Consider the following 22965-nt stretch of genomic DNA (forward strand, 5'->3'; position numbering starts at 1 on the left):
CGGCCGTGTCCTGCCTCACCCTGATGCCATGAACGGACATGACCGCCTCGGGTACGAGCAGCGCCTCGCGCTGGAGCTCGCGGCCATCGGGCAGCGGCTGGTGACGATCAGCTCGGAGATGCGGTCGGCCTCCGTGGCCTCTGCCGCCACTGCCGTGGCCGAGGTCGTCGCGCCGCCGCCGACTCCTCAGGCACCGGTCTCGGTGCCGCTGCCGCCCGACCCGTGGTCGCAGCAGGGCGCCATGCCGGTGCCGCCGCCGGTGCCGCAGCAGCAGTGGCCGCAGCCACCGCAGCAGTGGCCCGCTCCGCAACCGCGCGAGTCCCTGTTCGAGAAGCTCGGCAAGGACGGCGCAGGCTCGAAGCTGCTGGCCTGGGTCGGTGGCGCGATCACCGTGCTCGGCTTCGTCCTGCTGCTGGTCCTCGCCATCCAGCGGGGCTGGCTCGGCCCGATGCCGCGCGTCATCGGCGGCGCGGTCTTCAGCGGCGCGCTCGTGGGCATCGGCATCTGGCTGCACCGCAATCCCACCGGCCGCACGGGGGCGTTCGCGCTGGCCGCGACCGGTTTCGCGGGCCTGTACCTCGACGTCATCGCCGCCACGAGCCTGTACGAGTACCTGCCACCGCCGGTGGGCCTCGTCGTCGGGCTCGGCGTCGCGGCGACCGGTGTCGTGCTCGCGCTGCGCTGGGACTCGCAAACGCTCGCGGTCGGCGTCGTCGCAGCGTGCGCCATCTGCTCGCCGGTCTTGACCGAGGGCTTCACGGTCCTGCTGGTCGGGTTCCTGCTGGTGCTGAAGATGGCCAGCACGCCGGTGCAGATCCAGCGCAACTGGCCTGGACTCGCCATCGCCGGCGGCTTCCCGCCGATCATCGCCTCGCTGCTCACCACGGCGAACGCCATCCCTCGCGACTACGAGTGGACCGTTGTCGGGGTCGCCGCCGCCACGACCGTGGTCGGCATCGTGGTCGCGCTGCTGACCACCCGGAAGCGGCCGGACGACATCGTCGCGGTCGCGCTGGTGGCGGGCTCCGCGCTGCCGGCGATGTTCGCCACCACGCTCCTGAGCGACCCGGCCAACTCCGTGCTGGCGGGTGCGGGCGCCGCGGTGCTGCTGGCGATCTGGATGGTGCCGGACCTGCCGCGCTCGTTCACGACGGCGGCCGGTGCGACGGGCATGCTCGCGTTGTTCCAGACGACGGTGATCGCGCTCGACGGCAACGTCCGCACGGCGATCGTGCTGGCCGAGGCGGTGCTGCTGGCGTTCCTCGCGGCGCGGCTCAACAAGAAGAGCGCACTGGTGGGGTCGATCGTGTTCGGCGCCGTCGGATTCCTGATGACGGTCAGCCAGGCCGTGCCGATCACGTGGCTGCTGGAGGAACCGCGGTACGTCATCGCCGGCTCCGGCGACTACGCGGCGGGCCTCGTCACGGCGGTGGTGCTGGGTGTCTTCGCGGCCACCGCACCGTGGGCCGCGTTGAAGATGCAGGTGCTGCGCGAGCCGGCGAAGCACCCGTTCCCGTGGATCATCGCCGGGCTCGTGCTGCTCTACGGCGCGGCGGGTGCGGTGTTGTGCGCGGCGCTGCTGGTGTCGCCGGACGAGAGCGGATTCCTCTTCGGACACTCGGTGGTCACCGTGTCGTGGACGGTCGCCGCGTTGTTCTTGCTGGTCAGGGGAATCAACAACAAGGCGCTGCGGATCTCCGGGCTGATCCTGGTCGGCGCGGCGGTGGTCAAGCTGGTGACGTTCGACCTGGCCGCGCTCGACGGTGTCGCCCGCGTGCTGGCGTTCCTCGGCGCCGGCCTGGTGCTGCTGACGGCCGGCACCCGCTACGCCAAACTGGTGGCGAGCGCGAAAAACCCGGATTCATATGAATCCAAACCAGCTGCTCCTCCGTCTTACTAGGTACACGGCTGTCGCCCGCGCCGCCGTCGCGGGCGACGGTCGTACTACGACCGGGCAAAGATTTCCCTCTGACGGGTGACAGAAGTAGATCGAAAGCACCCAGAAGTGGTCCCATCGGGCGTATGGCAAAGCCACGCCTCGTGGCCGCGGTTCTAGCGCTCTCAGCGGCCATCGCGGCGATGGGTGTCGAGCAACGGCACGACTACACGACCACCTCAGCAGCAGCGGTTCCGCGTGCGTACGTGGTGGGCAAAACCGGTCTCGTCCAGGTCGTCGACACCAGAACCGGCACGGTGCTCGCGCACGCCGACACGGCGGGTCGCGCGACGGGTGTCGCCGTGTCGCCGGACGGGCAGCGCGTCTACGTGGTCAACGGGTGGACGGGCGCGATCACCGAAGTCGACCCGAACACCGGCGCGGTCGTCGACCGGCTCTTCACCCAGGTCCAGCTCACGCATGCGGCGATGCGCCCGGACGGCAAACGTCTGTACGTCTCCGCCAGCGGTGGCGTGGCCGTGGTGGACCCGGAGAACTTCCGGCTGGTCGCCGCGGTCAAGGTGCCCGGCCAGCCGCAGGGCCTCGCCGTCCACCCGAACAACCAGGTCCTCTACGTCGCCAACGCGCAGGACGGCACCGTCGGCCTGGTCGACACGGCGACCGCGTTCCAGACCTCGACGGTGCAGGTCGGCGGCATGCCGCAGCACCTGGCGATCTCACCGGACGGCAAGCGCCTCTACGTGAGCAGCATGCGGCTGGGCGAGCAGACGCCGGGCACGCTGTCGGTGATCGACACGACCACGAACCGGGTCGTCGGCACGATGAGCGTCGGCAGGGGAGCGGGCAGTCTCGCCGTCACCCCGGACGGCGCCACCGTGTACCTCGCGCTGACGAAGGAAGAGTCGGTCGCGGTCATCGACGCGGCGACCATGACGTTGCGCGAACGCTTGCCCATCAACGCACCGAGCGTCGCCATCGCGCCGGGGGACCCGAGGGTCTTCCTCGCGACCGGCACGACGACGACGGTGCTGGACAGCTCGAACGCGGTGCTCGCCACGTACCGGATGAAGCTGGGCGAGCTGCGGGACACGAGGCCGCGCCTGTTCGACGCGGCCATGATCGCCTTCCCTCCCGGTCAGCCGACCGCCGCGGGCTCGCGGACCTCGTCGTCGAAGTCGTCGTCCACCGGCTCGTCGTGAAGTGCGAGGCGTTCCTGGATCCGCTTGAGCGGACCGGGTGACCACCACGCGGCGTTGCCGAGCAGCTTGAGCACGGCCGGCACGAGCAGCATCCGGACCACGGTGGCGTCGAGCACCAGCGCGAGGATCATCCCGACACCGACGAACCGCATCATCGCTACCTGTGAGAACGCGAACGCACCTGTCACCACGACCAGCAGCAGAGCCGCCGAGGTGATCACCCGGCCGGTCTTGGCCAGGCCGATGGTCACCGCCTCTTCGGTCGTGGCGCCCTGACCACGTGCCTCGACCATGCGCGAGAGCAGGAAGACCTCGTAGTCCGTAGAAAGGCCGAACACGATGGCGGCCATCAGCACGACGATGCCTGACTCGAGCGGACCCGGTGTGATGCCGAGCAGGTCGGCACCGTGGCCCTCCTGGAAGACCCAGACCAGCACGCCGAACGTCGCGGACAACGACAGCGCGCTCATGACGACGGCCTTGATCGGCAGCAGGACCGAGCCGAACGCCAGGAACATCAGGATCAGCGTCGCGCCGACCAGCAGCGCGATCATCAACGGCAGCTTGTCCGCGATGGCGTCCAGCGAGTCGCTGACCATGGCGGTGTTGCCGCCGACCAGCACCTCGGCGCCGGCCGGCGGGGCGAGCGCCCTGACGTCCTTGAGCGCCTGCTTCGACTCGTCGCTCAGTGCGTCCTGCTCCAGCCCGGCGGAAGCGGAGGTGACGCCCTTGTCCGAGCCGAGCGGCTGGACGTCGCCGACACCCTTGATGTCCTTGACCCTGCCCAGGTAGTCCTGGACCGCAGCCTGGTCACCACCCTTGACGACGATCTTGAAGCCGGTGTTGGAGAGCGCGGAGAAGTTCTGGTTGATGTTCTCGGTGGCCACGCGCACGGTGTTGCCCTCCGGCAGCACCTTCTCGGTCACCTGGCCGAACTGAACACCGAGGAACGGCGCGCCGAGCGCGACCAGGACACCGATGATCGGCACCGCGACCAGGACGGGGCGCTTCATGACCTTGCCGCTCAGCCTGCGCCAGCCGCGCTCGCTGGGCTCCTTCTTGCGCCACGGCATGGCGAGCTTGTCGACCCGGTGACCGAGCACGCCGAGCAGCGCGGGCAGCAGCGTCAGCGAGACCAGTGCGGCGATCGCGACCGACGACATGCCGCCGTACGCGAGGGACTTCAGGAAGCCGTGCGGGAAGAGCAGCAGCCCGGCCAGTGCGATGACCAGCAGCGTCGCGCTGAACATGACGGTACGGCCGGCGCTCGCGACCGTGCGTCCCACCGCCTGCTCGGTCGTCCGCCCAGCCGCGAGCTCCTCGCGGAACCGTCCGACCATGAACAGCCCGTAGTCGATCGCCATGCCCAGGCCGAGCAGCGACGCGACGTTGACCGCGAACGAGTTGACCTCGGTGAAGATCGCGACACCGTGCAGCACACCGAGCGCGCCCATGATCGCGAGCCCGCCGACGACAACGGGGAGCGACGCCGCCACCAGACCGCCGAAGATGATCACGAGCAGCAGCAGGACCAGCGGCAGCGAGAACATCTCCGCGCGCGTCAGGTCTGCCTGCGACATGTCGTTGATGGCCTTCTGGGTGGGCACGAGCCCACCGACCTGCTGGCTGAAGCCGTCCACCGCGAGCTGCTTCTGGATGTCCTCGAACTGCTTGATCTGCTCGTTCGAGTCCCCGCTGGTCAGCGTGATGGCGACCAGGGCCTGCCGCTTGTCGTCGGACGGCACCGGCCCGACGGTCTTGAGCACGTCGTCCTTGGGAAAGCCGCTGATGTGGTCGGCGATCTTCTTGAGCTCGAGCTGGTTCGCGAAATCGCCCCGATAAATGACGATCACATCACCGTTCTGCCGCCCGAACGCCTCCTCGGCTACCTTGTCGGCCCGCGCCGCCTCGCTGGAAGGAGCCTCGTAACCACCCTGGCTGAGCTTGTCGAACACGCCGATGCCCCACACGCCGCCGACCACGGCGAGCAGTACGGTCGCGATCAACACCACCCACCGGCGGCGATATGCGACAGATCCCCACTTCGCGAACATCGACGACGGCCTCCTGGGTTACCGTGCTGTTAATCCCGTGAACTCTTGTAAACACCGTTCACCAAAACCGTACGGGCGGTGGACGAGGTCTACAACCCGATGGAGTGACATATGACCGAGGCCACTCGCCGAGAACGGCTCCGCGCAGAAACCGAGCGTGAGATTCGGCAGGCGGCCCGCGCCCTTTTGGTGGAACGCGGCCGCGACGCAGTGACCCTGCGTGCGATCGCACGCGAGCTGGGCATCACCGCGCCAGCCCTGTACCGCTACTACGACTCCCACGACGCGCTGTTGCGGCAGCTCTGCGACGACATCTGCGCCGACATGGCCGCCGTCCTGTACGCAGACCTCGCCGCGGACACGTCAGGACAGGTGGGATGCCAGGTCAGGGCGGTGTGCCGGGGCTTCCGGCGCTGGGCACTGGCCCACCCGCAGGAGTTCGCGCTCGTCTTCGCCTCGCCACGGGATCCGCTGGGCGCCGACCAGTTCGGCGCGGTGTTCCTGCAGCTGGCCGGACGGCTGATCGCCTCGAACCTGGTCGTCAAGCACGCGGACGACGAGGTGCCCGAGGTGCTGCACGAGGACCTGGCCAGGTTCCAACAGGTACTGATGGACGCGGTGTCGGTGCACGGCGTCACGGTCGAGGACGACGTGCTCAACCTGGGCAAGATCTACCACGTCGTGCAGTCGTGGGTGCGGCTGTACGGGCACGTGGCGCTGGAGGTGTTCGGGAGGTTCCCGTTCGCGGTGAGCAACCCGGAGCCGATGTTCGACAGCATGCTGGACCAGATGCTGTCGGACATCGGATTCCAGGAGGACGACTCGGCGGTTCGCTGAGTCGAGGGGACGGAAATGGCAGGCTGGTCGGCAGTAGCAGGTACGCACGACTTCGCGGTACCAGACAGGACGAGCGCCGCGGCGCTCGCCAAGGCACTGGCCGAACACGGCTTCGCGATGGTTGCCGCTCGTCCGGGCGGACCTGAGGGCTGGATCGTCAGTGCGCTCGACGAGGGCCGTATCCGGTCAGCGCTCAGGGACACCACACCATCGACGCGGTGGGCAAGGCCGCCGCTGTTGTGGCGCGTGCGCACGGCGGATACCGGAACGGGGGCATCCGTTGTGACCCCGGCATGCTCACCCACCAGAACGCACCGATCGTGCGCACCAACCCCGGCACGCGTCCGCCTGTCCCCACCGTCCTCGTCACACCCGCACGCCCTTGAGCTGACCCCGGATCCCGGCTCCGATGCGAACGTCGACCTGACCGGCTCGACGATGTCGACTGGTCCCGGCTCAGTCACGCCCACGGCCCGGCCGATGACATCCCCGAGCTGATCCGGGCACTCGCGCAGAACGACGACCGCTGGGCCGACATCCTCGACGAGCTCTTCAGCGACGACCTGCTCCACCAGGGCACCTGCTACTCCGCGACCGGTCCGGCGCTGCCGTTCGTCAGCCGGTTGATCCTCACTGGCGGACTGCCCGCGTTACGACGGCTCGAGCTCTGCACATGGCTGGTCGTCGCGGCTGATTGCCGGCCGGCCAGCCTCCTGGGCGATGCCGAACGCGCTGCCGTGCGAGGCCTGCTCCCCAACGCTGCGCCCTGGACACAGGAGGTGCACCTCGCCGTCGGCGAGCGACTGCCCGCACGCCTGACGCGGTGGAACACCGAGCCCCCTGCCATCCGGTACGTGCTCGCCTGCCTGGCCGCGCTCCACCCGCAGCACGGACAGCAGATCGTCGAGGACGTCGCCGCGATGGCGACCGAGCACGCCGGTCGGCGACCAGGGGAGTACCTGCGACTCGCCGAAGCACTCCTGCGTGCCGACGACACGCGCGCGCTGACGATCGCCGAGCAGATTTCCGGCTGGGAAGACCTGCGGTGCGACTGGCTCGACGTACCCGATGTCACCGGCGCGCTGAAGGCAGGAAACGTGCTCGCCGAAGGCGCGTTGCGGGTCGCAAGCACCACGGCATAGCACGAGAGAGCCGGCGCAGCCGTAGCCGCGCCGGCCCTTCCGTTGCTACAGAACGACGTTCACCAGGCGACCGGGGACGACGATCACCTTGCGCGGCTCGCCACCCGCGACCAGCTCGGCGATCTTCTCCTCGGCCAGCGCCGCCGCCTTGATCTCGTCCTGCGACGCGGACGCCGCGACGACGACCCGCGAGCGGACCTTGCCGTTGACCTGGATCGGGTACTCGACGGTGTCCTCGACCAGGTACTGCTCGTCTGCGACCGGGAACGGCCCGTGCGCCAGCGAGTCGGTCTTGCCCAGCTTCGCCCACAGCTCCTCGGCCACGTGCGGGGCCTGCGGAGCCAGCATCAGCACCAGCGGCTCGGCCAGCGCCCGCGGCGTGCCGGACGCGTAGTGCTTGGTGACGTAGTTGTTCAGCTCGATCAGCTTCGCGCCCGCCGTGTTGTAGCGCAGGTTGGCGTAGTCGTCGTGGACGCCGGCGATGGTCTTGTGCAGCAACCGCAGTGCCTCGACCGAAGGCTCCTCGTCGGTGACGCGCAGGGAGCCGTCGGCCTCGTTGACCAGGTTGCGCCACAGACGCTGCAGGAACCGTTGTGCGCCTACGACGTCCTTGGTCGCCCACGGGCGGGAGACGTCCATCGGGCCCATGGACATCTCGTAGAACCGGAAGGTGTCAGCGCCGTAGGTCTCGCACATCTGGTCCGGCGTGACGACGTTGTTCAGGCTCTTGCCCATCTTGCCGTACTCGCGGTTGACCTCCTGGCCGTTGTAGAAGAACTTGCCGTTCTCCTCGACGACCTCGGCCGCGGGCACGTAGACGCCGCGGTCGTCGGTGTACGCGTACGCCTGGATGTAGCCCTGGTTGAACAGGCGGCGGTACGGCTCGTCACCGGTCAGGTGGCCCAGGTCGAACAGGACCTTCTGCCAGAAGCGCGAGTACAGCAGGTGCAGCACCGCATGTTCGACGCCGCCGATGTACAGGTCGACGCCGCCGGGGTCGGTCGGGCCGTGCTCGGCCGTGCGCGGGCCCAGCCAGTACTTCTCGTTCTCCGGGTTGACGAACCGCTCGGTCTCGACCGGGTCGACGTAGCGCAGCTGGTACCAGCACGAACCCGCCCAGTTCGGCATGGTGTTCGTGTCGCGGCGGTAGGTGCGGACGCCGTCGCCCAGGTCCAGCTCGACCGTCATCCACTCGGTGGCGCGCGACAGCGGCGGCGACGGCTCGGTGTCCGCGTCCTCCGGGTCGAAGGTGCGCGGCGAGTAGTCGTCGACGTCGGGCAGCTCGACCGGCAGCATCGACTCCGGCAGCGCGATCGCGGTGCCGTTCTCGTCGTAGACGACCGGGAACGGCTCGCCCCAGTAGCGCTGGCGGCTGAACAGCCAGTCGCGCAGCTTGAACTGGACGGTGCCGTGGCCGTGGCCGTTCTCCTCCAGCCACCCGATGATCGTCTTCTTGGCGTCGTCGATCAGCATTCCGTCCAAGAACCCGGAGTTGATCGCGGGTCCCTCGCCGGTGTACGCCTCGCCCTCGAAGCCCTCCGACGGCTGGACGGTGCGGATGATCGGCAGGTCGAACTTCTTCGCGAAGTCCCAGTCGCGCTGGTCCTGGCCGGGGACGGCCATGATCGCGCCGGTGCCGTAGCCCATCAGCACGTAGTCGGCGATGTAGACGGGGATCTGCTGGCCGTTCACCGGGTTCGTCGCGTACGCGCCGGTGAAGACGCCGGTCTTCTCCTTGTTCTCCTGACGGTCCAGTTCGGACTTCAGGGACGCTTGCCGCCGGTACGCCGCGATGTCTGCCACGCGATCGGGCGTCGCAATCTGGTCCACCAGCTCGTGTTCCGGTGCCAGGACCATGTAGGTCGCGCCGAACAACGTGTCCGGGCGGGTCGTGAAGACCTCAATGTTCTCGTCTCCCACCGCAAATCGGACACGGGCACCATGCGAGCGCCCGATCCAGTTGCGCTGCATGGCCTTGACCTTGTCCGGCCAGTCCAGCCGGTCCAAATCATCGATCAGCCGGTCCGAGTACGCGGTGATGCGCATCATCCACTGGCGCAGGTTTTTCCTGAACACCGGGAAGTTGCCACGCTCACTGCGACCGTCCGCGGTGACCTCTTCGTTCGCCAGCACAGTACCCAGTCCGGGACACCAGTTGACGGGCGCCTCCGACAAGTAGGCCAGCCGGAATTCGCCCAAGATCCTTTGCTGGTCGGCAAAAGACAGCTCAGACCACTTGCGACCGCCCGGAACGTCCCGCTCACCAGACTCGAACTGGGAGATCAGCTCGGCGATCGGACGCGCCTTGCGGGCGTCCGGGTCGTACCAGGAGTTGAAGATCTGCAAGAAGATCCACTGGGTCCACTTGTAGTACTCCGGGTCGATCGTCGAGATGCGACGCCGCTCGTCGTGGCCCAGCCCCAGCCTGCGGATCTGGCGCAGGTACGTGTTGATGTTCTCTTCGGTGGTCTTGCGCGGGTGCTGACCGGTCTTCACGGCGTACTGCTCGGCGGGCAGGCCGAACGCGTCGAAGCCCATGGTGTGCAGGACGTTGCGACCGTTCATGCGGTGGTAGCGCGCGAACACGTCCGTGCCGATGAAACCCAGCGGGTGCCCGACGTGCAGGCCGGCGCCGCTCGGGTACGGGAACATGTCCTGCACGAACAGCTTGTCCGCGGGCACGTCACCCTTGAGCGCGCCAACCGGGTTCGGCGCGTGGTAGGTGCCGTGCTCTTCCCAGTACTGCTGCCACCGCTTCTCGATCTGGTTCGCCAGCTCGGCGGTGTAGCGGTAGGCGGGGATCTCCGCCGCGTCCGTGCTCATGTTGATGAGTCCCTCTCCATCGATCCTGCCCCTGACATGACGAAACCCCCCAGCCCAGATGGGCATGGAGGGCTGCCGCGCCGACCGTCTTTCGATCAGGTCGTCGCGGCTAACTAAGGAGCAGGCGGGCCGTGCTCATGTCGTCAACGGTATCAGCGGACCGCAAGGCCGATGAACTGGGTGACCTGCGAGGAGGAGAAGTTGTCGTCGGAGACCAGCCACAACGTGCCGTCCGGGCCCCAGGCCATGCCTTCGAGGTTGTCGACCCTGCCCACCGGGAAGGCGCCGATGTCGGCCAGGAACCGCTTCTTCAGCGTCGTGCCCTGCGGCCTGGCCTCGAACAGCCGGACCTTGTTGCCCAGCTGCTGGTGGAAGGACCGTTCCAGCACCAGGTAGACGCCGGGGGACTTCTCCAGCATCGCCGTGACGCCGGTGCTCGCACCCGCGGCTAACAGCGGTTCCTGCTGGTAGCGGTACTGGGCGACGACCTGCCCCTGCCGCGTCTGGACGATCATCCTGCTGACGGCGCCCCTGGTCTCGTCGGCCGGCGGGCCGTCCTGCAGGAGCGGTCCTTCGACGGCGGTGACGACCAGGGTGCCGCCGAGCGCGAAGGTCAGTCCTTCCAGCGCCTCGTTGCGCCTCGGGCCGGACTCCGGCTTCATCTTGACGTCCTCAGGCGTGGGCAACGCCCGGTGGAACGCTCCGTCACGCTTGCTGAACTGCACGGACGGGTCGATGAGCGTCGTGGGCGTGCGGTCACCCTCCTGGCTCCACAGCAGGTCACCGGCCCAGCGATCCACCCGGACGTCCTCGGGATCGACGGTGCCGGGCGCGTACGGACCGTTGGGACCGACGAGAGAGTGCACGTCGGTGAACTCGACGCCCTTGCGCGAGAGCTTGCCCTCGTAGAACCGGGGCGCCACCCGGTCGTCGCTGATCAGAACCCACCTGCCGGTGCGCCGGTCGTAGTCCAGGCCGGAGAGGCCGCCGACCGTCGTACCGCCCACGACCAGTCCTTTCGGCACGACGTGTGCGGCGATGAAGCGAACTTCGGGGTTGTGCGCCTGCGCTGGAGCCGCGCACAGGCCGAGGAGCACGGGGACGAGCAACAGTCGTCTCAACATGGCGTGCAGCACACCCGACCGGGGTGACTTTCAGGTGAACCGTTGTTCGGGCCTACCCTCATGGACGTGAACATCGTGCTGTCGGTCGTCCTGGGTGTGCTCGGCGTCGCTCTCGGCGCGGTCGGTCTGCTGGGTCTGCAGGGCAAGCTGCGGCGCAACCGGTTCGTCGGGGTGCGCACGGCGGCGGCGCTGCGTGACGACGAGGCGTTCGTGCTGGCCAACCGCATTGCCGGGGTGCCGAACGTCGCGGCCGGTGTCGTGGCGATCGTGTCGGGCGCTATGGCGTTCGTCATGGCCGAGCTCGCTGTCACCGCTGGGATCATCGGACTGGTGGGCGCGCTCGCCATCGCTGTGGCCGGTGGACTGATGGGGCACCGCGCGGCCGAAGCGCTGCCGGAGCCGGTCAAGCCCAAGGGCTGCGGTGGCTGCGCCTGCGGTGGTGGCGGTTGCTCGCCGCTCGCCGGGCTGTAACCCGAAGTTTCACGTGAATCAGTTGTTGCGGACGTCGGTCGGATAGGTCGACAGCAGCGCCAGCGGCATGCCCTGGCGGCGCAGCACCCGGCCCCACAGGTCGACGTTCGCGCCGACCAGCACGTCGTCAGCGAGGCCGGTCACCACGATCCAGTCGCCGCGATCTATCTCGTTCGCGAGCTGTCCCTCGCCCCAGCCCGCGTAGCCCGCGAACACGCGCAGGCCGCGCACCAGCGGCATCAGGTCGTCCGGCTCGGCGTCGAGGTCGATCAACGCCACCGGGCCCTGCACGCCGACCAGGCCCTCCACCTTGGACGGATCGGTGCCCGCCTTCAGCGCCGCCAGGCACAGCGCCGTCTTCTGCTCGACCGGGCCACCGATGTAGATGCACTGCGGCTTGGTGACGTGCGGGCCCCACGGCGGTAGGACGTCGTGCACTGCCACCTCGGAGGGGCGGTTCAGCACGACGCCGAGGGTCCCCTCTGGACGTTGATCGATGATGTAGACGACGGTGCGCGTGAAGTTCGGGTCGTTCAGGCTCGGGGCGGCAACCAACAGGGAGCCTGGCTCGACCTCGGCATCGGGACGCACGTCACCATGAAATCATCCGTGATCGCCGGAACAACTCAGGGCCGCGCCCCGTTAGACTCAGGTGTCGGATGTCTTTGTGTCCCCCGGGCTCAACAGACAACCGCCTTCGCGGAATACCGTACGGCTGGAGCCGCGTAGTGCATCGCGCCGTGAGGCGACCTGGCATCCGATCCAGGGGAGCCGGACCGAGAGGTCCGGCTTTCGTGGTTTTCACCCGTACGCGCATAGAGTGCAACGGTGACAACGCTTGCGGTGGAGAAGCACCACTGGGGATCACGCCGGTTCCTCGGCATCCCGGAGTTCCGCAGGCTCCTCGCCACTCGGCTCGCCTCGCAGTGGGGTGACGGTCTCTTCCAAGCCGGGCTCGCCGGCGCTGTGCTCTTCAACCCCGAGCGGCACGCCGATCCCGCGGCCATCGCGGCCGGGTTCGCCGTGCTCCTGCTGCCCTACTCGATCGTCGGGCCGTTCACGGGCGCGTTGCTCGACCGGTGGGACCGCAAGAAGGTCATCGTCGTGGCGAACATCACGCGCGCGGTGTTCGTCCTGCTCACCGCCCTGGCGGTCGGTGCGGGGCTGAGCGGGCTGCCGCTCTACATCTCCGCGCTCATCGTGATGGGCATCGGCCGGTTCGTCGGCTCCGGGCTGTCGGCCTCGCTGCCGCACGTCGTCGACGAAGATCACCTGGTCGAGGCGAACGCACTGGCCACGACGGCGGGTGCGATCACCGCTGTGGTCGGCGCGGCTTGTGCGATCGGCTTCCGCACGTTCCTCGGCGCCGGTGACGGCGGTTCGGCGTGGACCACCAGCATCGCCGTCGTCGGCATGCTGACCAGCGCGTTCATCGCCAGCAGGTTCCGGGCGGGCGTGCTCGGGCCGGACGAGGTCGACGAGCCGCACAACGCGTTCAAGGCCGTCGCCCGCGGTCTGCTGGACGGCGCCAAGGCCACCTGGCACACCCCCAACGTCACGGCAGCGCTGGCCGCTCTGCTCGCGCACCGGGCCGCGTTCGGCGTGAGCCTCATGGTCACGCTGCTGCTGATGCGCTACAGCCTGGAGGACGCCGGCATCCTCAAGGCGGGCATCGGCGGGCTCGGTGAGGTCGCCGTCGCGGGCGGCGCCGGCATTCTGCTCGCCGGCGTGCTCACCGACCGGATCGTCGACAGGTTCGGCACCAAGCGCACGATCTGCGGCGCGCTGCTCCTCACCGGCGCCGCCCAGATCGGTCTCGGGCTGCCGATGACGCTGGTGACCATCCTCGCGGCCAGCTTCGTGATCATCTTCGCCGGTCAGATCGTCAAGCTCTGCGTGGACACCGCGGTGCAGCACGACGTCGGTGACGAAGTGCGTGGCCGGGTGTTCGCCCTGTACGACACGCTCTTCAACGTCACACAGGTCACCGCGGTGTCCATCGCCGCGACGGTGGTCCCCCTGGACGGGCGTTCGCCCGGTCTCATCATCACCGCCGCGAGCCTCTACCTGGTCGGTCTGGCCGCCTACCTGCTCCTGCTAGCGCGGAAACGGCAGGTGCAACATCCCGGCCTCGTGCGCGAAGACGACGGCAGCCACCCGATCGGGTAGGTCCAGGCGCCGCAGGATCTCGGCCACCTCGTCGGCCACCCGCCGTTGCCCGATGCCGAGCACGCGCGCGATCTCGTGGTCCGCGTGACCACGCGCGAGACACCGCAGCACCGCTCGTTGGTCGTCGGTCAGCACTTCCAGGTCGTGTACCGCCGGACCTGCGGAAAGTCCCCAAGTGAACATCTGCACCACCCCCCATGCGCACCCCTAGCGCACTTCCATGGTGCAACCCCGCGCTGTCGGTTCACTAACGCGGGGATTTCATGCGCTCACTATGAGTCACGCAGATGGCGGAGTGATGCCCTGTTCGCGCGCCCAGTCGAGCAGCGCCGCCTCTGCCTCGTCGCGGTCCATCGGTCCCCGGTCGAGCCGCAGCTCCTTGAGGAACTTCCAGGCAGCACCCACCTGCGGGCCCGGCGGCAGCCCGAGCAGCTTCATGATCTCGTTGCCGTCGAGGTCCGGCCGCACGCGCGCGAGATCTTCCTCGGCCGCGATGCGGGCGATGCGCTCCTCGAGAGAGTCGTAGGTGCGACGCAGCAGGTTCGCCTTGCGCTTGTTGCGGGTCGTGCAGTCCGCGCGGACGAGCTTGTGCAGCCGCGTCAGCAGGTGCCCGGCGTCGGTCACGTACCGGCGCACGGCCGAGTCGGTCCACTCGCCGTTGCCGTAGCCGTGGAAGCGCAGGTGCAGGTAGACGAGCTTGGCGACGTCCTCGGTGATCTCCTTCGAGTACCGCAACGCCCGCAAGCGCTTGCGGACCATCTTCGCGCCCACGACCTCGTGGTGGTGGAACGAGACACCGCCGCCTGGCTCGAACTTGCGCGTGGCCGGCTTGCCGATGTCGTGCAGCAGCGCCGCGATCCTCAACACCAGATCGGGCGATTGATCAACATCTTCAAGATCAATCGCCTGTTCCAGCACAACCAGCGAGTGGTCGAAGACGTCCTTGTGCTGATGGTGTTCGTCGATTTCCAGCTTCATGGCCGTGAGCTCTGGCAACACGATGTCCGCCAGGCCGGTCTCGACCATGAGCTCGATGCCGCGGCGCGGATGCGCGCCGCACAGGAGCTTCGAGAGCTCCACCTGCACGCGCTCCGGCGTGATGCGGGCGATCTCGCCTGCCATCGAACGCATCGCCTCGATCACCCGCGGGGCGGCGGTGAAGCCCAGCTGGGAGACGAACCGAGCCGCCCGCAGCATCCGCAACGGGTCGTCACCGAACGACTCCTGCGGGGTCGCCGGTGTGTCCAGCACGCCGTCGCGGGCCGCCTGAAGACCTCCGGTCGGGTCCACGAACGTCCTGGACGCCACGTCGAACGCCATGGCGTTGACCGTGAAGTCGCGGCGGGCCAGGTCGCCGTCGATGCTGTCGCCGAAGGTCACCTCGGGGTTGCGGGTGACGCCGTCGTAGACGTCCGCGCGGAAGGTCGTGATCTCGAGGATCTCGCCCTTCTTCGAGGCGCCGACCGTGCCGAACGCGATCCCGGTGTCCCACTGGGCCTCCGCCCAGCCGGTCAAAATTTGCTGGATCTCGGCAGGGCGCGCGTCCGTGGTGAAGTCGAAGTCGTTCGTCGGGCGCCCCAGCACGGCGTCGCGCACGCTCCCACCCACGAGGTAGAGGTGCTTTCCCTCGGCTGCGAACCGAGCGGCGAGCTCTGCGACGACTGGTGTGATGGCGGGCTGTTCCACCACCGCATTCTGCTGGAGCGATCGAGACACGAGAAACCAGCGTACTTAAGGTTCCTAAGTACGATCGGCCGTATGCCCCCGTCAGCCGCACGATCCGGAGGTGGTCCCAAGCCGGGACGCCGGAAGCGACGCCGGGGCCGGAGGCTGAAGACTGTCGACGAGACGTCGGCTGGTGGCCTGGTGCTCGACGGTGAGCAACGGGCCGCGGTGATCGGCAGACTTGACCGGCGGGGCCGGTTGCTGTGGTCTTTGCCGAAGGGTCACATCGAGGCCGGCGAGACCGCGGAACAGACCGCGGTGCGCGAGGTCGCCGAGGAGACCGGTATTCATAGCAGGGTGCTGCGCCCGTTGGGGTCGATCGACTACTGGTTCGTCGCTGACGACCGCCGGGTGCACAAGACGGTTCACCACTTCCTCCTCGAAGCGCTGGGGGGAGAGCTTTCCGACGAAGACGTGGAGGTCACCGAGGTGGCGTGGGTGCCACTCGGCGAGCTGGACGAGCGACTCGCGTATGCCGATGAGCGCCGTCTGGTCCGCCGAGCCGCCGAACTGCTCGCCGACCGCTGCCGGAACGGGGCGGAGTCGGCGTGAGCGCGAGGAAGCTCTTCTGCACAGCCGCGGTCGCCGCGTTCCTGGCGGTGCTCGCGCCGCCCGCAGGCGCCGTGGAGCAGGCACAGCCCGACGACGTCGACGCGCTGCCGTTCATGCCGGCCCCCGCCGCCACCCAGGTGTGGGCGACCAGATCCCTCTCCGCGCAGCCCGGCCAACAGCAGCAGCAGTTCCTGCGGCTCGACATCGGCCAGCTGACCCCCCGGTTCGTGACGGGTGACTCCCCGGCCACCGTCAAGATCACCGGCAAGATCGTCAACGTCGGCGACCGCAAGGTCTCCGACATCGTGCTGCGCCTGGAGCGCGGCGAGCCGCTCGACTCGGAAGACGACCTGCGCAAGGCGCTGCGGGAGCCCGCGGCCGCGGAGTTCATCCAGCCGAAGTTCACCGAGGTCGCCCGCGAGCTGCAGCCCGGCCAGCAGCAGGACTTCACGCTCGAGGTGCCGTTGCGCGGGTCCGCGCCCACCTCGCTCGCGATCGACCAGCCCGGCATCTACCCGATCCTCGCCAACATCAACGGCAAGCCGGACTACGGCGGCCAGGCGCGGCTAGCGGCGCTCTCGACGCTGCTCCCCGTGCTGGGCGTGCCCGGCGGGGAGACCAAGGGCAAGCCGGACGCTCCCGCCAAGCTCACCGTCCTGTGGCCCATCGCGGACCAGCCCAGGCTGGTCAGGGCCGGTGGCGAGGGCCAGTCCGAGCTGGTCGACGACGAGCTGGCCTCCTCGCTCGCCACCACCGGGCGGCTGTACGGCCTGCTGCAGGCCTACGAGCAGTTCATCGCGTCCATGAGCACCTCCATGTGCCTGGCGATCGACCCCGACCTGCTGCGCACGGTCCAGGCCATGAGCACCGGCTACAAGATCCGGGGCGGCATCGAGGGCAGGGGCAAGGCGGAGGCCAAGCTCTGGCTGGACCGGCTCAAGCTCGCCGTGAGGGGCCGTTGCGTCGTCGCGCTGCCGTACGCCGACGCCGACCTCGTGGCGCTGAACAGGGCGAAGCTCACCAACATGCGCACCCTCGCGCTGACCGACGGCCCCAAGCTCATCCAGCAGATCCTCGGCGTGCAGCCGCTGCCTGACTTCGTCTGGCCGGAGGACGGCGTGCTGGACCAGCAGACGTTCGACGAGCTGGTCACGCCGCTGCCCGAGCAGAAGTACACCGGCATGAAGTCGGTCCTGCTCGACCCGGCGGGCCTCGCCGACGCGCCGGGCACCGGACCTGTCGGCATCGCCGGCCAGCACCCGGTGACCGCCGTGAAGATCGACTCGATGGTCTCGGACGCGCTGCAGGGCAGTGCGTCCCGGCCGCGCACCCTGTCCGGGGTGACCACGCCGGTCGAGAACCAGCCGGTGTCGGTGCAGAACGCGCTGTCGGTGCTGGTCTTCCGCGCCGGTTGGCAGGGCGACGGCCGCAACGTGCTGGTCACGCCGCCGCGCCGGTGGAACGCGCCGCTGACGGAGATGACCGAGTTCCTGAGCGCCGCCCAGCGGTTGCTCGCCAGCGGCTACGTGACGCAGACCGGCCTGGAGGAGCTGACCAAGGCCACGCCTCCGGTGGCGACCGCCAAGATCGCGTACCCGCCGGAGGCCGGTGCGCGCGAGATCTCCTCCACCGTCGCCGACGAGGTGACCAGGCAGAGCGCCCAGCTGAACGGCCTGGTCGCGTCCATGCAGCAGGAGGACAGCGAGCACGCGGCACCCGCCGACCTCGCCGACCCGCTGTGGCTCGGCCTCCTGCGGGCGATGTCCGGCGCGTGGCGGTCGAACGCGGACGGCGCGCGGTCCGCCGCCAACATCAGCCAGGCCGAGCTGAACTCGCTGACCGGCATGGTCGGCGTCACACCGCCGGCCAGCCCGATCCTGCTGGGCTCCGGCGACAGCCCGATCCCGGTCACGATCACGAACAAGCTCGACGTCCGCGTCACCGTGCGGATCGTGCTGGCCGACACGCCGGGCATCCGCAAGCTCGACCTCGCTGACCAGGTGCTTCCCGCCCGCGGCGAACGCGTCGTGCGGGTGCCGGTCGAGGTGCTTCGCTCCGGCCGGTTCCCGGTCAACGTCCGGCTGACCACTCCGGAGGGCGTCGCTCTCGGCGACACTGTCAAGCTGGAGGTGTCGTCGTCCGCCTACGGCACCATCACGGTGATCGTCACCGTGATCGCCGCGATCGCGCTCGTCCTGCTTTCCGGACGACGCATCTACAAGCGGGTCCGCGCTCGCAACGGCGAGGGCGGCGGCGATGCACCGTCCATCGAGAACGTGACACCGGAGAAGTCGAGCGCGTGAGCGAGTCAGCCACGACCACCGAACCAGAGCAGCAGAAGCAGGCACCATCGGTAGCCAGAGCCAGTGGCTCGATGGCGATCGCGACGATCGTCAGCCGGGTCACGGGCCTGTTGTCGAAGGTCTTGCTGATCGCGGTGATCGGCGCCGAGACGCTCGGCGACTCGTACCAGGCGGCCTCGACGCTGCCGACCATGATCAACGAGCTGCTCCTCGGCGGCGTGCTGACCAGCGTGGCGATCCCGCTGCTGGTCCGTGCCGAGAAGGAGGACAGCGATGGCGGTGAGTCGTACGCCCAGTGGCTGATCACCATGGGCACGCTGATCCTCGGTGTCGGCACGGTCGTCGCGATGGCCTGCGCGCCGTTGCTCACCGACGTCTACATCTCGGATTCCCAGGACGCCAACCCCGAACTGGTCACGGCGTTCGCGTACCTGGTGCTGCCGGGCATCGTCTTCTACGGCCTGACCGCGCTGCTCAGCGCGGTGCTGAACGCACGACACGTGTTCGGCCTGCCCACGTGGGCGCCGGTTCTGAACAACCTCGTCGTGATCGTCGTGCTGGTCGTCTACGCGATGCTGCCGGGTGAGCTCACGCTCAACCCGGTTCGCATGACCGACACGCACCTGCTGGTGCTCGGTCTGGGCACCGCGCTCGGCGTGGCGGTGCAGGCGTCCGTGCTGGTTCCGGCGCTGAAGAAGACGGGCTTCCAGTTCAAGTGGCGGTTCGGCTGGGACTCGCGCCTGTCGGAGTTCGGCAGCCTCGCGTTCTGGGTGCTGCTCTACGTGGGCCTCGGCCTGGCCAGCATGACGGTCCTGACCAACGTCGCGACGAGCGCCACGGGCACGCTCACGGCGTTCAACTACCAGTGGCTGATCGCCCAGGTGCCCTACGGCGTGCTCGGCGTCTCTCTGCTCACCGCGCTGATGCCGAAGATGAGCCGGGCTGCCGCGCACAACGACAACGACGCGATCGTGCGCGACCTGCTGTTCGGCAACCGCATGTCGGCGATCCTGCTGATGCCGTTCAGCGCGCTGATGACGGTGTCCGGTCTGGCGATCGGTCTCGCAGCGTTCGCGTGGGGCAACTCGGGCATCGAGGGCGGCACGAGGATCGGTCTCGCGCTCGCGCTGTCCGCGTTCGGTCTCGTGCCCTATGCCGTCACGCTGCTGCAGCTGCGGGTCTTCTACGCGATGAAGGACGCCCGCACGCCGACGTTGATCCAGGCGTTGATCGTGGCCGTCCGCATCGGCCTGCTCTACCTGTTCCTCGCGGTGTCGGAGCCGGGCAACGCCGGGCAGCTCGCCGTCGGCGTGTCGCTCGCGATGTCGCTCAGCTTCGTCTTCGGCGCGATCGTCGGTCAGGTGTGGCTGCGGGTCCGGCTCGGCCGCCTCCGCACGGGCTTCACCATCTGGACCGTCTGCCTGACCGTGGTGGCGTCGTCGCTCGCGTTCGCGGTGGCCAAGGGTGCGAACGCGCTGGTCCAGAGCTTGATCGGGATCGGGAATCCCGTTGTAGCCGCATGGGTCGAGGTCATTCTGGTGACGTTGATCGGTTTGCCGCTCGCGTTCGGCCTTTTGGCGGCGTTCCGGGTACCCGAGATGAAGCCCGCGATCGACAAGATCAACCGTTTGGTGCGGCGACGGTGACCCCTGAGGGTGAGCGTCGTCCCGTACCCTCGTACCCGTGAGTAGCGGAGTTCACGCCGCCCTGGTTCCCGGCGGCGTCATCGGCAACGGCCGCTACCGCCTGCTCGCGAAATCCGGAGCGGACGACAGGTCGAACGCGGAACTGTGGCGCGCGCGGGACGGTCAGCTCAACCGCGACGTCGCACTGACGGTGCTGCTGGGCGACCTGGCCGACAACGACGCCGCCGCCCGTGCCCGCCGGACCGTCGAACGAGCGATGCACGCGGCGTCGTTCACGCACCCCGGTGTCTCCAGGGTCATCGACGTGCTCACGCCGGGCACCGGCATCCGGCCGGACGAGGGCATCCTCGGCATGGTCGTGGCCGAGTGGACCCAGGGCACCGACCTGATGGACCTCATCGCGGAGGGCCCGCTGCCGGCGGGCGCCGCGACCCGCCTGCTCGAACCGCTGGGCGCCGCCATCGAGGGCGCGCACCACGCCGGACTCGTGCTGGGCGCCGACCACCCGCAGCGCATCCGGGTCACCTCGGACGGCCGCCTGCGCCTCGCGTTCCCCGGCCCGCGGCCGGACGCGATCGCGCGCGACGACGTCAAGGGCCTCGGCGCGATCCTGTACCTGCTGCTCACCGGCCGGTGGGCGCTGCCTGGCGGTCCCAGCGGCGTACCGGTCGCCCCGACCGGGCCGGACGGCACCGTCGTGGCACCGAGCGCGTTGCACCCGTACCTGCCGCACGAACTGTCGTCCGTCGCCGTGCGGTCCTTGGAGGACACGAGCGTCGGAGGCATCCGCACGTCCGCGGCGATCCTGCAGGTCCTCGACCAGATCGCGGCGGAAGAGGCCGAGACCGCGCTGATCCCCGCAGTGGCGTCGTCGTCCCGCAATGACGACCAGGTCGTGTGGACGACGCAACGTCCGGTGCAGGACAAGCAGCAGAAGAAGAAGCTGTGGATCAGTGTCGCGGTGCTCGCCATCGCCACGCTGGCCGTGATCGTGTGGCTGAGCGTGCAGATCGTCGGGTTCTTCAGCGACGAGCCCTCGCGCGGCGGCGGTCCGACCGTGGTGGTCGGCCAGCCGGGATCGAACGGCCAGACCGCGCCGGCACCCACGCCGGCCGGACCGGTGCAGCCGGGCCAGATCGGCGTCTACGACGTGACGAACCAGCCGGACAACGCCAACCAGGCGAGCCGGGCGGTCGACAACAACGCGAACACGTTCTGGCGGACCGACAACTACTTCCAGCAGTTCCCGGCGCTGAAGCCGGGCATCGGGCTGATGGCGTCGTTCGCCGAGCCGGTGCGGCTGGCCTCGATCACGATCACCTCGCCGAGTGAGAAGACGCACGTGCAGATCCGGGTGGCGTCGTCACTGGACGCGCCGCTCGAGGAGACGAAGATCATCGGTGAGGGCGACCTGTCCAACGGGCAGACGCAGATCCAGCTGGGCGAGCACGAACCGACCGGTCACGTGCTGATCTGGATCACGCAGCTGACCAACGCCGGCGGGGGCAAGAACCAGTCGGAGATCAGGGAGATCCTGTACACCAGGGCGCAGTAGCCCTGTCCGGATGACGCGAGGTCGTCTCCGGAGGAGCGGCAGACAACGCAGTGATCAGCCTCGCTATCCTCCGTTCGTGACCGCCGCAGCCAGCTCGGACGCCGATCTCATCTCGGCCCACGCCGCAGGTGACCCCTACGCGTTTTCGGAGCTGGTCAAACGGCACCGCGACCGGATGTGGGCGGTGGCGTTGCGGACGCTGCGGGACCCGGAGGAGGCCGCGGACGCGCTGCAGGAGGCGTTCATCTCGGCCTTCCGCGCCGCGTCGTCGTTCCGCGCTGAGTCACAGGTCACCACCTGGCTTCACCGGATCGTGGTGAACGCGTGCCTCGACCGGATGAGGCGACGACAAACAAGACCGACAGTGCCGCTGCCCGAGGCCGGTCCCGGCGAGCCCGCCGCGCCCCGTGACGCGATGAGCGACCGCGAGACCAGCCTGATGGTGCAGGAAGCGTTGATGGCGCTGCCGGAGGAGCAGCGGGCGCCCATCGTGCTCGTCGACGTCGAGGGCTATTCCGTTGCCGAAACGGCGCAGCTCCTGGGCATCGCGGAAGGCACTGTCAAGAGCCGGTGTGCGCGGGGTCGCGCCAAGCTCGCCAAAGTTCTCGGGCACCTCAGGAACCGAATCGCAGATGCGAACGTCCCAGCTGACGGTGTGAATGTGCAAGAGCAACGTCAGTGGGAGGGCCGATGACCGGCATGGAGCGCGTGCCGATGGGTCCGCCGTGGTCGGTAGACCTCATCGCGGATCTGCACGCGGGCGTGCTGCCCCCTGAGGTCGCCGCACAGCTGCGCCCGAGGGTGGAGGCGGACCCTGAGGCCAGGGAGATCCTCCAGGCGCTGGACGCCACGCTGGAGGACCTGCACGCGTTGCCGCCGATCCCCATGCCCGACCACGTCGCGGCGCGGATCGACGCGGCTCTCGCCGCCGAGGCCCGTCCCGCCGCACCGGTCGTGTCGCTGGACGAGGCCCGCAAGCGTCGCAACCGCAGGCTGGGCCTCGGTGGAGGCGTGCTGGTGGCCGCCGCGGCCGCGTTCGGCATCGTGCTCGCCGTGTCGCCCGGCACGCAGCAGCCCTCGAACGACGCCAAGCCCGCACCGACGACGTCCAGCGCGAACGCCGCCACGCCGCTCGCGCTGAAGCGTGACGAGCTGGGCTCCGCGGTCGGTGACGTGCTCAAGGCGCAGAACTTCGGCCCGCTGGAGACCCCGGACCGCCTCGCCGGATGCCTCAGGGGTGGTGGCATCACCAGCTCGGGCAACCCGCTCGGCATCAGCCCGATCACCCTGGACGGCAAGGACGCGGTGATGGCGATCCTGCCCGCCGGTCTCGGACAGTACCGGCTGGTCGTGCTGGATCCGGAGACCTGCGGACCGGACAAGCCGGAGGGTGTCCTGGCGGACACCACCATCAAGCCGAGGTAGTCGCTCAAGTCACGGAATTACCGACACCTACGATCCGTTGAGC

At 68.9% G+C, this 22965-nt stretch carries 18 protein-coding genes; 12 read left to right on the forward strand and 6 right to left on the reverse strand.

Annotation, left to right across the window (positions count from 1 at the left end):
* Positions 1 to 28 precede the first annotated feature (28 nt).
* The gene (locus ABFX45_RS00815; protein WP_346126868.1) at positions 29 to 1900 is read left to right on the forward strand and encodes a DUF2339 domain-containing protein; all 1872 of its coding nucleotides are present in this window, start codon (positions 29 to 31) and stop codon (positions 1898 to 1900) included.
* A 122-nt stretch (positions 1901 to 2022) separates the two neighbouring features.
* Positions 2023 to 3096 (forward strand): beta-propeller fold lactonase family protein, encoded by a 1074-nt coding sequence (locus ABFX45_RS00820; protein ID WP_109630036.1) that lies wholly within the window; start codon positions 2023 to 2025, stop codon positions 3094 to 3096.
* Here ABFX45_RS00820 and ABFX45_RS00825 read toward each other — a convergent pair.
* The gene (locus tag ABFX45_RS00825) at positions 3033 to 5150 is read right to left on the reverse strand and encodes an MMPL family transporter (RefSeq protein WP_346126870.1); all 2118 of its coding nucleotides are present in this window, start codon (positions 5148 to 5150) and stop codon (positions 3033 to 3035) included. The two genes, ABFX45_RS00820 and ABFX45_RS00825, sit on opposite strands and share 64 nt — an antisense overlap.
* Before the next feature lie 111 nt (positions 5151 to 5261).
* Between ABFX45_RS00825 and ABFX45_RS00830 the strand changes: the two genes are divergently transcribed.
* The gene (locus tag ABFX45_RS00830) at positions 5262 to 5987 is read left to right on the forward strand and encodes a TetR/AcrR family transcriptional regulator (RefSeq protein ID WP_109630046.1); all 726 of its coding nucleotides are present in this window, start codon (positions 5262 to 5264) and stop codon (positions 5985 to 5987) included.
* Between the two features lie 737 nt (positions 5988 to 6724).
* Entirely contained in the window at positions 6725 to 7129 is a 405-nt protein-coding gene (locus tag ABFX45_RS00835; protein ID WP_346126873.1) for a hypothetical protein, read from the forward strand.
* 45 nt (positions 7130 to 7174) lie between these two features.
* On the opposite strand, the gene leuS is transcribed toward ABFX45_RS00835, so the two are convergent.
* On the reverse strand, positions 7175 to 9952 hold the full coding sequence (gene leuS, locus ABFX45_RS00840) for a leucine--tRNA ligase (RefSeq protein WP_346126875.1): 2778 nt from the start codon (positions 9950 to 9952) through the stop codon (positions 7175 to 7177).
* A gap of 152 nt (positions 9953 to 10104) precedes the next feature.
* Positions 10105 to 11076 (reverse strand): esterase-like activity of phytase family protein, encoded by a 972-nt coding sequence (locus ABFX45_RS00845; RefSeq protein ID WP_346126877.1) that lies wholly within the window; start codon positions 11074 to 11076, stop codon positions 10105 to 10107.
* Positions 11077 to 11136: 60 nt separating this feature from the next.
* On the opposite strand from ABFX45_RS00845, the gene ABFX45_RS00850 reads away from it, so the two are divergent.
* Complete coding sequence (locus ABFX45_RS00850; protein ID WP_109630063.1) at positions 11137 to 11547, forward strand: SdpI family protein; 411 nt, start codon at positions 11137 to 11139, stop codon at positions 11545 to 11547.
* Positions 11548 to 11565: 18 nt separating this feature from the next.
* Here ABFX45_RS00850 and ABFX45_RS00855 read toward each other — a convergent pair whose 3' ends face one another.
* On the reverse strand, positions 11566 to 12138 hold the full coding sequence (locus tag ABFX45_RS00855; RefSeq protein WP_109630066.1) for a YqgE/AlgH family protein: 573 nt from the start codon (positions 12136 to 12138) through the stop codon (positions 11566 to 11568).
* A gap of 237 nt (positions 12139 to 12375) precedes the next feature.
* Between ABFX45_RS00855 and ABFX45_RS00860 the strand changes: the two genes are divergently transcribed.
* Positions 12376 to 13716 carry an MFS transporter gene (locus tag ABFX45_RS00860; RefSeq protein ID WP_346126879.1) on the forward strand — a complete coding sequence of 447 codons (1341 nt, stop codon included), beginning with the start codon at positions 12376 to 12378 and terminating at the stop codon, positions 13714 to 13716.
* Here the strand turns inward: ABFX45_RS00860 and ABFX45_RS00865 are convergent.
* Complete coding sequence (locus tag ABFX45_RS00865; protein ID WP_346126881.1) at positions 13645 to 13899, reverse strand: response regulator transcription factor; 255 nt, start codon at positions 13897 to 13899, stop codon at positions 13645 to 13647. The genes ABFX45_RS00860 and ABFX45_RS00865 overlap by 72 nt on opposite strands.
* 96 nt (positions 13900 to 13995) lie before the next feature.
* A complete protein-coding gene (locus ABFX45_RS00870) occupies positions 13996 to 15432 on the reverse strand; it encodes a CCA tRNA nucleotidyltransferase (RefSeq protein WP_346126883.1) in 1437 nt (478 codons plus the stop codon).
* 42 nt (positions 15433 to 15474) lie between these two features.
* Here ABFX45_RS00870 and ABFX45_RS00875 point away from each other — a divergent pair, with 42 nt between their 5' ends.
* The 6 genes from ABFX45_RS00875 to ABFX45_RS00900 all read left to right on the forward strand — a co-directional run bounded on the left by ABFX45_RS00875 (position 15475) and on the right by ABFX45_RS00900 (position 22922).
* Positions 15475 to 15993, forward strand: a complete 519-nt coding sequence (locus ABFX45_RS00875) for an NUDIX hydrolase (protein ID WP_109630078.1) — start codon at positions 15475 to 15477, stop codon at positions 15991 to 15993.
* Positions 15990 to 18296: a DUF6049 family protein gene (locus tag ABFX45_RS00880; protein ID WP_346126886.1), complete on the forward strand. Its 2307-nt coding sequence runs from the start codon at positions 15990 to 15992 to the stop codon at positions 18294 to 18296. Before ABFX45_RS00875 ends, ABFX45_RS00880 begins: the two co-directional genes overlap by 4 nt.
* The gene (gene murJ, locus ABFX45_RS00885; RefSeq protein WP_233439124.1) at positions 18293 to 19942 is read left to right on the forward strand and encodes a murein biosynthesis integral membrane protein MurJ; all 1650 of its coding nucleotides are present in this window, start codon (positions 18293 to 18295) and stop codon (positions 19940 to 19942) included. The genes ABFX45_RS00880 and murJ overlap by 4 nt, the downstream gene beginning before the upstream one ends.
* Positions 19943 to 19979: 37 nt before the next feature.
* Positions 19980 to 21497: a protein kinase family protein gene (locus ABFX45_RS00890; RefSeq protein ID WP_346126888.1), complete on the forward strand. Its 1518-nt coding sequence runs from the start codon at positions 19980 to 19982 to the stop codon at positions 21495 to 21497.
* Between the two features lie 76 nt (positions 21498 to 21573).
* A complete protein-coding gene (sigM, locus tag ABFX45_RS00895; protein ID WP_112226423.1) occupies positions 21574 to 22191 on the forward strand; it encodes an RNA polymerase sigma factor SigM in 618 nt (205 codons plus the stop codon).
* On the forward strand, positions 22188 to 22922 hold the full coding sequence (locus ABFX45_RS00900; protein ID WP_346126890.1) for a hypothetical protein: 735 nt from the start codon (positions 22188 to 22190) through the stop codon (positions 22920 to 22922). Before sigM ends, ABFX45_RS00900 begins: the two co-directional genes overlap by 4 nt.
* Positions 22923 to 22965 lie beyond the last annotated feature (43 nt).

Source organism: Lentzea roselyniae (genome assembly GCF_039537795.1).
Lineage (GTDB): Bacteria > Actinomycetota > Actinomycetes > Mycobacteriales > Pseudonocardiaceae > Lentzea > Lentzea atacamensis.